This is a genomic window from Paeniglutamicibacter sp. NPDC091659 (assembly GCF_044756805.1).
Taxonomy (GTDB): Bacteria; Actinomycetota; Actinomycetes; order Actinomycetales; family Micrococcaceae; genus Paeniglutamicibacter.
Genome location: NZ_JBIVTO010000003.1, coordinates 35,013 through 49,955 on the forward strand (window position 1 = coordinate 35,013; position 14,943 = coordinate 49,955).

Genomic DNA, 14,943 nt, shown 5'->3' on the forward strand with positions numbered 1-14,943 from the left:
GTGTTCGCCAAATCTGGGGATCAAGCCACACGTAAGCAAAGAGACCGCCGTGTTTCGCTCTTGGGCACCATGTGGAGGAACGGCTTCGTCCGTTCAACCGTGGGAGCCACCGCAACGACTGCGCTCGTTGCGACCATGATGTTCGGCGGCGGTGGATTCAATCCCGCTGTCGCGGCCACGGTCGACAACCAGGACTCCGGCGTTGAGCAGCAGCTGCGCGATGCCGTCGAGGAATCGGACGTGACCGCAGGAACCGGCGAGGCAAAGAAAGACGCCAAAACCGAAACCCCGGCCGAAAGCATGAAGCAGGCTCCCGAGGCGAAGCCTGTGGAAGAACCTGCTGCGACTCCTGAATTGGAAGCGCCGGCGGAAGCACCGAAGCCAACCCCGTCAGTTTCGAAAAAGGCTGCAGAGCCGTCCGAAGCTCCGAAGCCTGCCGACAAGCAGGCAACTTCTTCGCCCGCTGCAGCAGCTCCGAAGAGCTCGGAAGCGTCTGCTGCCCCCGTCGAAGAGAAGAATGCAAAGACTGTAGCTCGTACCGCTGACAAGCCTGACGCAAGCGAAGCTCCCGCGGCAGGCGACCGAGGGGTCTGCAAGGCCAAAGCCGGAACATTCGCGCAGGGCACCGATGGGGTGAACTACAACCCTGGCCAGCTAACTGTTAATGCGGGCTCCAATGTATATCAGCGTGTGCCATTGAGCGGCTTGAAGATTGGCAAAAACGATTTCGCATTCAGCTACACGGCTCGTGTTGGTGGGGTTGACGCCATTGAATCTATCGGCAGTTACAGCTTGTCCGGTGGAACCGTCGCCGTAAGCAGTATCTCTTCTGTCGGCCAAACGTCCACAGTCAAGCTGACCTTGACTGCCGCTTCCACCGATGCAACGCTCTCGTTTATCGCACGAATTTCCCTCGAAGCTGGAAAGATCGCTGCATCCAACAACGGTGTGGACATCCAAGTGCAGCTGTCGTCCTTGGGTTGCAATACAGATCTCGGCAACAAAACCCTCAACATCAAGGTCCAGGCTTCAACCGTGGAGCCACCCAAGACCACTTCTGTGAAGATCCAGAAGATCCTCAACGGAGAGTCCAAAGTCGTTGACCGTGGCCGCAAGTACTCCGGAACGGTGACGTGCTCCTACGACGGAAAAAACATCACCGGCACGTGGGAAAAGCAGGCCGGAGAAGCCGCAACCGAGGTTGCCTTTGCCGATGGCGCCAAGGTCACGGTTGGTAGCGATTGCAAGGCAACCGAAAACGAATTGGCCGCTCCGTCGACCGACCCGTCCTACGTCTTCGAGACGCCGGTTATCACCGAGCTCAAGAACATAGGTGAAAAAGGCGGAACGATTGTTGTAACCAACGCGATCAAGCGAAACCTTGGCAACCTTAAGGTCACCAAGACCGTGATCGACCCACACAACGGATTCTTCGACTGGGGCTTCCGTGAATTTGAAGTCAATTACGTCTGCAGCAATCCGTCGGATGCCAAGGCCCAGACGGTTGACGGTAGTTCCTGGCTCTCCGCCGGCGAAACTCGGACGATTCGGGAGATTCCGTTCGGTTGGACCTGCGAATTCAACGAGACCGCTCCCCGCCAGTACCTCCTGTGGAATAGCTCCTTCGCATGGGGCACCCCGGCGATCGATCGACCCAAAGTTACGATGGGCGCGGATACCAATGGTTCCAACGTCACCGTGACCAACACGGTTGGCCGCGGAGCCGGTTCGCTGGAAATCAGCAAGAGCATTGCGGGCGAGCTCGCCGGGGCTGCAGATGAGGGAATCACCTTCACCGGCACCTGGGCCTGCACCTACGGCGAGGCAACTCGGACCGGTCAGTGGGCCCTGAAAGCCGGCGGATCCAAGACTGTTGCTACCGGCCTGTTGTCCGGAAGCGATTGCACGGTGGCGGAAAACGCGACCGAGCAGGGCCCGAACGCCAAGGATGCTTCCTACGGATGGCTGCCTGCGTCCTTCACGGGAAACCACGCAACGATTACTGCCAACAAGACTGCAAAGGTCGGAGTGGTCAACTCGATCGAGCGCAAGCTGGGCACACTGAACGTCACCAAGACGCTCAGCGGTGAAACCGCCGGCTTCACCGGCGGCGAGAAGGAAGCATTCACCGTCAGCTACACCTGCGTGAACCCGTTGGATGAAAAGGCAACGTCGATTTCCGGCAGCGTTCTGCTTGCCGCAAACGGCACCAAGACCGTTGGGCCGGTTCCGTTTGGTTGGGATTGCGAGTTCTCCGAGACTGCCCCCGGTGTGGACCTCTTGAAGGATGGTTCCTTCGGTTGGAACGCTCCGGAGATTGATCGTGCCAAGGTTTCGATGGGCGCGGGCACCAACGGTTCCACCGTCACCGTGATCAACACGATCGGCCGAGAATACGGCGGTCTGGAAATCGGCAAGAGCATTGCGGGCGATCTCGCGGGGAATGTTGATGAGGGAATCACCTTCACCGGCACTTGGACCTGCACCTACGGCGAGACAACCCAGGGCGGCAACTGGTCCCTGGGAGCAGACGAATTTGAGGTTGTCGCTAGCGACCTGTTGGCCGGAAGCAAATGCACGGTGGCGGAAAACGCGACCGAGCAGGCGCCGAATACCAAGGACGCTTCCTACAAGTGGATGCCTGCGGCTTTCGAGGGAAACAACGCAACGATTGATGCCAATTCGACTGCACACGTCGACGTGGTCAACTCGGTCGAACGCAAGCTGGGCTCTCTGGAGATCACCAAGAAGCTCAGCGGTGAAATCGCCGGGTTCGCCGGTAGCGACAGTGAATCCTTCAAAGTCAGCTACACCTGCGTGAATCCGTTGGATGAAAAGGCAATGTCGATTTCCGACAGCGTTCTGCTTGCCGCGGGCGGTGCCAAGACCGTTGGATCGGTTCCGTTCGGTTGGGATTGCGAGTTCTCCGAGACCGCCCCGAGCGCGAACCTCTTGAAGGATGCTTCCTTCGTTTGGGGCGCACCGGTGATCGACCGTGCCAAGGTTTCAATGGGTGCGGAAACGAACGGTTCCACCGTCACGGTCACCAACGCGATTGGCCGAGGATACGGCGCTCTGGAAATCAGCAAGCGCATCGTGGGCGCTCACGCAGAGGCTGCCGATGAGGGAATCGCCTTCACCGGAACTTGGACCTGTATTTACGACGGGGCAACGAGCCGCGGCGAGTGGTCCATGGAGGCTGGCGAGTCCAAGACCGTAGCTGCTGACCTGTTGGTCGGAAGCGATTGCACGGTGGCGGAAAACACGACCGAGCAGGCGCCGAACACCAACGACCGTTCCTACGTTTGGCTGCCTGCGGCCTTCGAGGGAAACAACGCAACGATCACTGCCAACAAGACGGCACACGTCGGCGTGGTCAACTCGATCGAACGCAAGCTGGGCACCCTGAACGTCGCCAAGACGCTCAGCGGTGAAACCGCCGGCTTCACCGGCGGCGAGAAGGAAGGGTTCGAGGTCACCTACACCTGCCTAAACCCGTTGGAAATTGAGCCGAAGTCCGTAAAGGCGAGCTCGGTTTCCGGCAGCGTTCTGCTTGCCGCAGACGGCACCAAGACCGTTGGGTCGGTTCCGTTCGGTTGGGATTGCGAATTCAACGAGACCGCACCCGGTGCGGACCTTCTGGAGGACGCTTCCTTCGTCTGGGGCACCCCGGTGATCGATCGTGCCGAGGTTTCGATGGGCGAGGATACCAACGGTTCCATCGTCATCGTGACCAACCCGATTGAGCGCAATCTGGGTGCAGTCGATGTCGACAAGTCCGTTCGCGCAACCGATTACCTCGGTGGCGGCAAGTGGAAGATCACCTACGACATCACGGTGAAAAACCCGTTGGATTCCCAGAGCATCTACACGCTGAATGACACGCTCACCTTCGGCGAAGGCATGGTCGTGGACTCGGCCCGTTACCAGGAGTTGGGTGGAGAGTGGACCGCTTGGGAACGGACCGACCAGGAAGCAGTGCTCGCCACCGATCGAAAGATCGAGCGTAGCCAGGGCGAACAGGTTGCCCAACACACCTACCAGGTTGAGGTCACGGCTTCGGTTCCGGCCGAAATCATCGGTTCGGATGCGGCAACCTGCGATGTAGAGAACGAATCCGCCGGTGGCGGTTTCCTCAATACCGTCACGGTAACCGCAGGCGAGCACTCTGCCTCGGATACTGCTTGTGCAACCCCGATGCCGACCGCGCGCAGCTACTCGATGGAGAAGGCCTCCGATCCGGCCAGCGGCAAGACCGTGTGGCCGGGCGAGGAGATCGCCTACGCCGTCACGGTGAAGAACACCGGCGAGTTCGTCTACACCGGCGCAATCGTCACCGATGAGATGTCCGGCTGGCAGGAGACGGCGACCCTCAACGAGGGGAGCCTGAAGGCCTCCGGCGGCGAAATCGCCACCGAGGGCAGCAAGCTGGTGTGGACCGTGGGCGACCTGGCCGTGGGCGAGAGCAAGACCCTCACCTACACCGTCACCGTCAACGCCGAGATGTGGGACCGGATCCTGGTTAACGTGGCCAGCGGCAACGGAGACGTGCCGCCGTCGACCACCACGCACCCGACCCCGGAGTACCACAAGCTGCCGGAACCGCCGGTAGTCGAGCCTCCCGTAGTCGAACCGCCGGTCGTCGAGAAGCCGACCCCGGAACTGCCGGGCAAGGAAACCGAAGTTCCGCTGCCGCCGGCCGTAGTAGAGCCGCCGGCGGATGAGGATCCGGTAGCTGAAGAGCCGGCCCCGGAACTGCCGGGTAAGGAAACCCAGCTCCCGACAACTCCGAAGCATGAAGAGGTCGCACCGAAGTTGCAGGGCAAGGAAACGCAGGTTTCGGCTCCCGAACAGAAAGCGCCGCTTGCGGCCACCGGTGCATCCGAAGGCGCACTGTGGGTTGTTGGAAGCGCTGCACTGATCATGCTTCTCGGTGCAGGACTCGTGGTTGCTTCCCGTCGCCGCAAGGGCAGCGAGAGCTAACCACAGCCGTAACCACCCGAGGCCGGCGCGCCCCAAATCGCCGGCCCCGGCCTAGCGCCAACCGGCCGGGAATTCTCGATTACCCCTCGAGGAATCCCGGCCGGTTGCTGCGTTAATCCGACGATTCGACGGCTTGGAATGGTGCGTTTGAGAGTCCAAAATGGTGACCATCGGCGACAGCGACATTGCCTTTGGAATGTCGACAGTGGTTCTTTCCAGATCGCCAAAATAGAAATTGCAGGTTCATATTGTTTCGGGCCCTGCCGCTGGAAGTAACGCATTGAAAGGTATTCGGATTTCCCAGTTATGCTGTTAGCTGCACATGCAATATTGATTGGGTGCTGGGGACCAAATGAATACTGGGGGACGTCCGGACTTGGGGTTTGGGCGAAACTATGCGGGCTGGATGGGACCGGTCCGCCTAAAACGGTGCTTGTTGAGTGTTTGCCGCGCCCCTTGGGGTAATTGGGGTTTAATTCGTGTTCGCCAAATCTGGGGATCAAGCCACACGTAAGCAAAGAGACCGCCGCGTTTCGCAGCGCGTTTCGTTCTTGGGCACCATGTGGAGGAACGGCTTCGTCCGTTCAACCGTGGGAGCCACCGCAACGACTGCGCTTGTTGCGACCATGATGTTCGGCGGCGGTGGATTCAATCCCGCTGTCGCGGCCACGGTCGACAAGCAGGACTCCGGCGTTGAGCAGCAGCTGCGCGATGCCGTCGAGGAATCCGACGTGACCCCAGGAACCGGCGAGGCCAAGAAGGACGCCAGGACGGTTGAACCGGAATCGAAGCCCGCAAAAGCACCGAAGCAGAACGTGTCCAAGTCCGCCGACGGTCCGGTCACATTGGCTGTTCCCACGGCGACCGGCGAAACCGCTGTCATCAACGTAAAGGTTCGAGCTGTACGAGGCGCAAATGGCACACCAGTAAAGCCGGCAGCCAACAGCGTCAAGCTTGAATTGCGCAACGGTACAAGCGCCTCCACGGATAGCCCCGGTACCCCAGTGAGTGCACCTTGGGCCACCTGTACCGTCGATGCCGATGGCGACTGCTCTTTCACAGTTCCGAAAGATGGATTGACCAAAAGTTATTGGGTAGTTCCTGGTTGGACGACTGACGACTACTACATCAATGACACGTTGATTACAGGCAACAACACCAATTCGGGAAGCGACGGATTCGCCCAAACTCCCTATGCGTTCCGCACTCCCCAGCTAAAGAAGAACCAGACATACCAGTTGCCTTCAAAAGACGGGCTGCCTGCAAACTCCAATGTAGGCAACCCGACCATGAGCAACGCCGTGAACCGATCTACAACCAATCGTTGGGCGACGAACGGCTTCTTCCCCGTATCAATCAAGAACCAGCGCTTCGCGCCGACCTGTAGACCGGGACTATCCGTGGCCCTGGTGATCGACCTTTCAACCTCGATGACGACTTCCGGGTCTGCCGGACTCAACGGCGCCAAGAATGCCGCCAACGCGATGTTCAAGGCTTTGGCCAATTCCGGATCCAACGCGAACGTCAACCTCTTCACTTTCGGCAACGATGCTCCTGCAACTGGGCAAGGCTCCCCAAAAACGAACTCGTTCGTAGCAACGCCTGGCAACATCAAGGCGTTTGAAAACAGGGTCAAGGCTCTTGCGGTGAGCGGGACGCAATACACGAACTGGGATGCCGGCCTCGACTACGTAGCCAAGAATGCAGTAGGAGCGGATGTTGCCATCGTTTTGACCGATGGAAACCCCACGCGCAGCCGTTCAGGCAGCAACAGTGCCTGGACGTATTTCGGCCAGTTGGAAGAAGCGATGTTCTCCGCCAACGCGATCAAGGGCAACGGCACACAGATTCTTGCCTTCGGTGTCGGCAACGGTATTTCTGACACCGTTGGCGGTGACAACCTGGCTGCCGTTTCGGGACAGAAGCAGTGGACCGGCAAGGGCAAGATTGGCGATTCCGACTACGCGATCACCAGCGATTGGGATCTGGTTTCCCAACAGCTGGCCGCCATGGCCAACGGGTTGGGCTGCGCCGCGTCGATCACCGTGGAAAAGACTGAAATCGACGCCGATGGAAACCAGAGCGTAGGCAACGGCTGGGAGTTCCGTGCCACCAAGAGCACGTCCGCTGGAACACTGGCGCCCACCGAAAAGCAGTCGACCGTCAACGGCAAGGCCACCTGGAAGGTTTCCTTCGCCGAACCCGGGAACGACGCGAACATCACCATCAAGGAGACCGCCAAGCCCGACTGGAACATGAAGAGCGCAAGCTGCACCATCAACAATGTCCCGATGAACGCCGGGGTCGACCTGGCCACCGGTCAACTCGAGCTCTCCGGCATCGGCATCGGCGACGATGTGCTCTGCAAGGTCGTCAACCGGATCGAGCCCACTTCGTTGACCCTGGTCAAGAAGGTCGACAACAAGGGCGGCAACGGCGCCAACGCCTCCGACTGGAAGCTTTCCGCCATCAAGGCCGGCGGAACCACCAACCTGGAGAACGTAGCGACCGGAACATCCAAGTCGGTTGTTTCGGGCACCTACAATCTCTCCGAGTCCGCGGGTCCGGCCGGTTATGACCTGACCAACCTCACCTGTGTCAACGGCTCGACCCCGGTTCCCGGAGTTGACCTGAACAACCCGAGCATCGGGTTGAAGCTTGGCGACAACGTCACTTGCACGTTCACCAACACCAAGACCGCATACCAGGACCTGTCGGTCTCCAAGACCGTGGATGCCACGTTCGACCGAGACTACAACTGGACCATCGACAAGACCGTTGATCCAGCACGGAAAACGGTTAATTCCGCGACCGGCAACGTCGAGTTCAACTACGGCGTGGAGGTCAAGGCAGGGAAGCCCGTTGACAGCAAATTCAAGGTCTCCGGTTCCATCACGGTAGAGAACCCAAACACGATTGCCATCAACGGCGTAACGCTTTCCGACAACCTGCCGGGTGCAGTGTGTGCCATCAAGACCGCTGGCGGTTCGGCAGTTACAGGCCCGGTCACGATTCCTTCCGGCGCGACGACGTTCAACTACACGTGTGTCATGCCTTCGACGACCACGGCCGCCACAGCGGGAACCAACACCGCAACCGCTACCTGGACGCCGGCAAACTACTTCGGCACCACGGGCAAGGCCACTGGTTCCAAGGCGTTCGACTTCGCCAAGGTTTCGCCGAAGGTGACCGACGGGTCGGTAACCGTCACCGACGATCACTTCGACCTGGCCGGCATTGAGGGCGGAAACGTCGTCACCGCCGATCAGGCGCCGAAGAAGTTCGAATACACCAAGACCTGGCCTGGCGAAGCAGGAAAGTGCACCGACTACGCGAACACTGCGCAGTTCACCTCCACCCATGGCGAAACCGGTCGGGACAGCGAAACCGTCGCGCTTTGTGTCGAGAAGCCGCTGACCCTCGACCTGGACGCCAAGGCTGCCTTCGACAGGGACTACGACTGGTCGATCGAAAAGGAAGCCGACAAGTCTTCCTTCAACGTCGACGGTGAAGGCAAGGTCGCCGCAGGTTACAAGGTGATCGCCACCCAGGCCGGACACACCGATTCCAACTGGAAGCTCGGTGGAAAGATCACCGTGGCCAACCCCAACGAGTTCGGCGTGATCCATGCAACCGTCGGCAAGGCGCTGAGCCTTGAAGGCGTGGCCTGCACGATCGCGGGAACGGACTCCGACGAGGCTGAAGGCTTCCAAGTCCTGATTCCGGCCGGTACGAGCAAGGTCCTTGCCTACGAGTGCGATGTGGCATCGGGTGTTGCCGAGGCCGACTACAACGACCAGACCAACATGGCGAGCGCCACGTGGGGCAACGGGCGCACAGCAAACAGCGACGTGAAGTCGTTTGACTTCGCGCTGGCCGCCGAGACCGACACCGAGATCACGGTGGCCGATGACAAGTACACGGACAACAACCACGTACTTGGCACCGTGACCCTGGACGAATCGCCAAAGACCTTCACCTATGACGTTGGGTGGGCGGGTGTCGCAGGAAAATGCACCACTTTCACCAACACGGCAACGATCGACGGGGACAAGAACCAGGTCGAGGGCAACGAATCCTCGGCCGACATCGAGGTTTGCGTCGAAAAGGGCCTGACCGTGGTCAAGACCGTCGACGCACAGTTCACCCGCGACTACGACTGGAAGGTTGCCAAGGAAGCCGACAAGACTTCCTTCACCGTTGACGAAAACGGCAAGGCCCTTGCCGGCTACGCGGTGACCGCCACCCAGGAAAGCCACAAGGACCAGGACTGGACCATGTCCGGCTCGATCGACGTGTTCAACCCGAACCAGCAGGGCGGCATGAAGGTCGACGTTGCAGACGTTGCCGATCTCACCGGCGCCGTGTGCACCGTGGCCGGCGGCGGAGAGGACGTTCTCGTTCCGGCAGCCACTGTGGTCGACGGCAACGTCGTTCCTGGCAAGTCCACGGTCGCCTACGACTGCGAACTGCCGGAGGGTGTCGACGCCGCCGATTACGAAGGCAGGAAGAACACCGCCACCATCACGTGGACCGGCGTGGACGGCAAGAACCGCACCGCGGACTTCGCAGCCGACATCGAGTTCAAGCAGGCCAAGAGCATCGATGGCACCGTAACGGTCGTCGATGACAAGACGGTTCCGGGCACCGAAAAGGTACTCGGCACCGCGACCGTGGGCGAATCCGCAAAGAAGTTCACCTACCAGGCAGAGCTTTCGGGCGTCGCCGGCAAGTGCACCACCTTCACCAACACCGCGGTGCTTAACGAAGAGGCCGGCGCCGATGACAACAACACGGCCACGGCCGACGTAGAGGTCTGCGCCAAGACGGGTCTGGGCATCGTCAAGACCGCCAACGCATCCTTCGACCGCGAATACCTGTGGAAGCTGGACAAGAAGGCCAACGATCCCACAAAGGTCGACATCGACCTGGCCGGTGAAGCCACCTTCGACTACGCGGTTGCCGCGACCCCCGACGGCTACGAGGACTCCAACCACTCGTTGACCGGCGGCATCACGCTGACCAACCCGAACGAGTTCGCCGCCGGCGACATCACCGCGACCGTCGCTGACGATGTCGACATCAAGGGGCTGGCCTGCGAAATCGACGCCAAGGATGTCGACCCTGACACCAAGGGCCTGCAGGTCCTGGTTCCGGCCGGCTCCGTCGGCGAAAATGCAGTCGTCCTGCCCTACGTCTGTGCCGGAATCCCGGAGAACGAGGACTACGAAGGCCTGAACACGGCGACCGCCAGCTGGAAGAACATCGCCGGCACCAAGGTCGACGCCGTGGCAACCGCCGCAGTCACCTACGAACAGACGGGTTCGAAGAACCACGACGTCCAGGTCCTTGACGACAAGGCCGGAACGGTTGGGGAACCCGAGCTGTTGGGTGCCGCGGTCTGGAACGCGGAGGGCACTGCCACCGAGTTCACTTATTCGTTGGCGTTCAAGAACGACGACGAGTTGGCGGAGAACGGAACCTGCAACACGTACACCAACACCGCGACGATCCCGGATGCCGGCAAGTCGGCCTCCGAAGCCGTCAAGGCCTGCATCCAGGTCGGTGCCCCCACGGTTGAAAAGACCGTGACGGGAACCTCCCAGGACGCCGACGGCAACTGGAACGTCACCTACAACGTCGTCGTGACGGGCGATGCCTCGCTGCTGGGCCGCTACTCCCTGGAAGACACCCTGCGCTTCGGCGAAGGGATCACGGTCAACTCCGCCTCATGGACCGGTCCGGCCGACGCCGCCGGGGGTGCATGGGATCTTGAAACCCCGAGCCTCACCGAGGAACTGGCTGCCGACAGGCTGATCGGTGCCAAGGCCGTCGACACCTACACGGTGAACGTCAATGCGACCGTTGCCACGGATGTCCCCGGCTCGGAAGCCGGCGACTGCAAGCTGGCCGAGGGCGAGGAAGGCACCGGGTTCCTGAACTCGGCACGCATCACCGCCAACGGCGAGAAGGCCTCCGACAAGGCCTGCGCAACCCCGGTTGCGCCGACCTTCGACAAGCAGGCCAAGGAATTGGTCCAGCACAACGCCGCCGACGGAACCTGGGACGGCACCTGGGATGCAAGCTACGATCTGGTCGTAACCAACCCGGGCACCGAGGGCCAGGTCGTGAACTACTCGCTGACGGACGCCCTGCAGTTCGCCGACGGTGTGACGGTCAACGACCGCGTCGTCACCTCCGAAACCGGAACGGCCAACACCGGCTGGAACGGCAAGGATCAGGAGACCGACCGGGTCGCCAACCAGGTCGCACTCGCAGCCGGGGCAACCCACACCTACACGGTGATTCTCAACGTGTCCCTCGGCGCCGACATCGCCCAAGACGAGCGCACGTGCTCGGCCGAAGGCGCCGAAGGCGGCCAGGGACTGTTGAACTCGGGCACGCTGACCAGCGGCAACGAATCCAGCACCGATGAGGACTGCCTGGACATCCCTGTGCCCGAGGCCAACGTGGTCAAGACGGCGACCGGCGCCACTGAGAACCCGGACGGCACCTGGGCCGTTGGATACACCGTCGTGGTGAACAACGACTCGGACGTGGCAACCCGCTACGACCTCACCGACACCCTGCGCTTCGGCAAGGGCCTGAACGTCACGGAGGCTTCCTGGGAGCTGAAGGACACCGACGTGAATGGCACCTGGGAAACCCCGGGCAGCGAGAAGTCCGAGGCCATGGCCGAAGCGCGCGTCCTCGAGGCACGCTCCAGCGAGACCTACTCGGTCACCGTGAAGGTCGCACCGGAGGACGGCGCCATCGGCTCGGCCGCAGCCACCTGCGAGTCCGAGGAAACCCCGCACGACCGCGGGTTCCTCAACGAGGCGACGCTGAGGCACCACGGTTCGACCACCGCGTCGCGCGACTGCACGACCCCGGTGAAGAACCCGCGCAGCTACTCGATGGTGAAGACCTCCGATCCGGCCAGCGGCGAGACCGTGTGGCCGGGCGAGGAGATCGCCTACGCCGTCACGGTGAAGAACACCGGCGAGTTCGTCTACACCGGCGCAATCGTCACCGATGAGATGTCCGGCTGGCAGGAGGCGGCGACCCTCAACGAGGGGAGCCTGAAGGCCTCCGGCGGCGAAATCGCCACCGAGGGCAGCAAGCTGGTGTGGACCGTGGGCGACCTGGCCGTGGGCGAGAGCAAGACCCTCACCTACACCGTCACCATCAACGCCGAGATGTGGGACCGGATCCTGGTTAACGTGGCCAGCGGCAACGGAGACGTGCCGCCGTCGGTCACCACGCACCCGACCCCGGAGTACCACAAGCTGCCGGAACCGCCGGTTGTCATTGAACCTCCAGTGGTCGACCCTCCGGTGGTTGTACCTCCGGGCCAGGAACTGCCGGGCACGGAAACCGAGAACCCGGAGAACCCGGAGAACCCGGGCACTGCGAACGAGGATCCGAAGCTTCCGGGCACGGAGACGCAGATTCCGCCACGCAAGGCGGCGGTTCCGCTGGCCACGACCGGTGCCTCCAACGCCACGCTGTGGATTGTCGGAAGCGGTTCGCTGGTCATGCTCCTCGGTGCGGGCCTCATGGTTGTGGCCCGTCGACGCAAGGGCGAAGGGAACTAGCCGCCAACAAAGCCCGTCCGCGGCCGGCACCCCCCCATAAAAGTCCGGCCGCGGACTTCCACCCAACCGGCATGTGCCTCACCCCCCTCGAGGCTCATACCGGTTGTCGGTTTAACGCCCGGGTTCGGTGCCAACGGCCCGGTCGCGTGGCTAGGATGGAAACGTGGAATACGAACTGTGGCGCACCCTGTGCCTGGACATGCCCGGCGCCTACGAGGACTTCCCCTTCGGCGAGGAAGCGGCGGTCTACAAGGTCGCGGGCAGGGACCGTTCCAAGGCCAAGATGTTTGGACTGCTCATGCTTCGCTCGGGTGTCGTGTCGTTGAACCTCAAATGCGATCCGGCGTTGGCCGAGCAGTTGCGCGCAGCAAACCCGCAGATCACCCCGGGTTACCATATGAACAAAAAGCACTGGAACACCATCACCCCCGGACTGGACGCGGAGATGATGCGCGACTTGATCGAGGACTCCTACGACCTGGTGGTCGCCTCGCTGCCGCGCAGCGAACGTGAGGTTCTTAACTGGAAAGGCCTGATCGAGCGCGGGTAATACGCCGTGTGGGTAGGGTGGAAGACATGTACTTCATCGTCGTAAAATTCAAGACCAAGCCTGAATACACGGAGCGGTTCATCGAGCTGACCACCCCGTTCACCCAAGCCACCCGCGCCGAGGCCGGCAATCTCTGGTTCGACTGGTCCCGCAGCGTCGAGGACCCCAGCGAGTTCGTCCTCGTCGAGGCGTTCCTGGACGACGAGGCCGCCGGAACCCACGTGAACTCCGACCACTTCAAGGCCGGACTGGAAGCCATGCGCCCCGCACTCGTGTCCACCCCGAAGATCGTCTCCCGCAAGGTCGACGGCGATTCCTGGGGCGACATGGGCGAATTGCAGATCGACTAGTACCGGCATGTTCGAGCCACTCCGGCACAGGCTGCACCAGACCTTTTCCGCGCAGGAAACCTACGATCCCGCCTGGGAACGTGAGCTCGACCGCGGGGACGACGCGGGCTACTTTGCCCATGATTCGGCGGTCTGGGTGGTCCACGGCGGCATGAGCCCCATGGCCGCGGGCATCCGCGCCCTGCTGACCCAGGCGCTACACCCCGGGGCGCTGGCCGGAGTGGCCGAACACTCGAACTACCAACGCGATCCGCTGGCCAGGCTGGCCGGCACCATCCGCTGGATCTTCACGCTCACCTACGGCGACACCCAGGCCGCCCGGGCCGCCTGCCGATGGGTGCAGCGGCGCCACGTCCCAGTGGCCGGCAGGTACACCACCGGTGCCGGCGAGGAGAAGGCCTATTCGGCCAACGACGCCGACCTCGCCGCCTGGGTCCACATCGCCTTCGCCGACGCCTTCCTGCGCAGCCACGAGGCGTTTTCCGGGCCGGTGCCGCAGGGCGCCGATGCGTACGTGCGCGAGTGGGCGATCGCCGGCGAACTCATGGGCGTGAAAAACCCTCCGCGGAGCGAGGCCGAACTCAAGGCGGCCATTGCCGGGTACGAGGCGCGCGGCGAGCTTGCCGGCGGACCCCGGGTGGCCGAGGTCGTCTCGTTCCTGAAAAACCCGCCGCTGGACCCGGTGATCCTGCCCGGATACAAACTGCTTTTTGCCGCGGTCGCCGACACCCTGCCGGAAAACCACCGCAGGATGCTGGGGCTCGAACGCGCAGCGATCGGCCCCGTCCCGCTGCCCAGCCGGCTGGGCGGCAAGGCGGCCCTGGGCCTGGCTGGATTCGCGCTGGCCAAGAAGGGCCCCGCCGAGCTTGCCGCACGGCGCCGCCTGTTCAGGCTGGGCGTGCTGAGCGACCTGAGCTATCCCGAGGTCGGCATGACCGAGCGCGACGAGTTTCCCGAGGGCTACAGCCACCTGCACCTGCGCGAACGTGTGGGGGAGGGACAGGATGCCTTCGACGCGCTGGCCGAGGGCATCCTGACCTGGCAACTGCAGGGGCGCTCGGGCCTGCGCACGCGTCCCGACACCCCGCGCGTCCAGCTCGGGAGCCGCGTCGAGCTGGGCTTCGGGTTGGGTCCGGCACGCATCACCGCGCCCTGCCGCGTGGTTCGGCTGATCGACGAGGCCACCCGGTCCGGGTTTGCCTACGGAACCCTGGCCGGGCACCCCGAAACGGGGGAGGAGTCCTTTGCGGCCGTGCTGAACGAGGACGGGTCCGTGTACCTGGAAATCAAGGCAGCCTCCAAGCACGCCAACAGGTTCTATCGGCTGGTCTCCCCGGTCGCGGAAGCCGCCCAACGGTTCGCCACCAACAGGTACGTGGCCGCCGCGCGCGAGCTGGCCCGTTCATAGGGGCAGGAGCCTTTCCCTTGAGCACGGTTCCGGGGTCGGGTAGCTTTGCCGCAG

At 62.2% G+C, this 14,943-nt stretch carries 5 protein-coding genes; all 5 read left to right on the top strand.

Annotated elements, in window-relative coordinates; genetic code table 11:
- The first annotated feature begins 99 nt into the window (after positions 1-99).
- The gene (locus tag ACIQLF_RS07840) at positions 100-4,983 is read left to right on the top strand and encodes a DUF5979 domain-containing protein (protein WP_400296502.1); all 4,884 of its coding nucleotides are present in this window, start codon (positions 100-102) and stop codon (positions 4,981-4,983) included.
- Positions 4,984-5,573: 590 nt separating this feature from the next.
- The gene (locus tag ACIQLF_RS07845; RefSeq protein WP_400296504.1) at positions 5,574-12,581 is read left to right on the top strand and encodes a VWA domain-containing protein; all 7,008 of its coding nucleotides are present in this window, start codon (positions 5,574-5,576) and stop codon (positions 12,579-12,581) included.
- 163 nt (positions 12,582-12,744) lie between these two features.
- The gene (locus ACIQLF_RS07850) at positions 12,745-13,131 is read left to right on the top strand and encodes an MmcQ/YjbR family DNA-binding protein (protein WP_400296507.1); all 387 of its coding nucleotides are present in this window, start codon (positions 12,745-12,747) and stop codon (positions 13,129-13,131) included.
- A gap of 26 nt (positions 13,132-13,157) precedes the next feature.
- The gene (locus tag ACIQLF_RS07855) at positions 13,158-13,481 is read left to right on the top strand and encodes a putative quinol monooxygenase (protein ID WP_400296509.1); all 324 of its coding nucleotides are present in this window, start codon (positions 13,158-13,160) and stop codon (positions 13,479-13,481) included.
- 7 nt (positions 13,482-13,488) lie between these two features.
- The gene (locus tag ACIQLF_RS07860; RefSeq protein ID WP_400296512.1) at positions 13,489-14,889 is read left to right on the top strand and encodes a DUF1990 family protein; all 1,401 of its coding nucleotides are present in this window, start codon (positions 13,489-13,491) and stop codon (positions 14,887-14,889) included.
- The last annotated feature ends 54 nt before the right edge of the window (positions 14,890-14,943 follow it).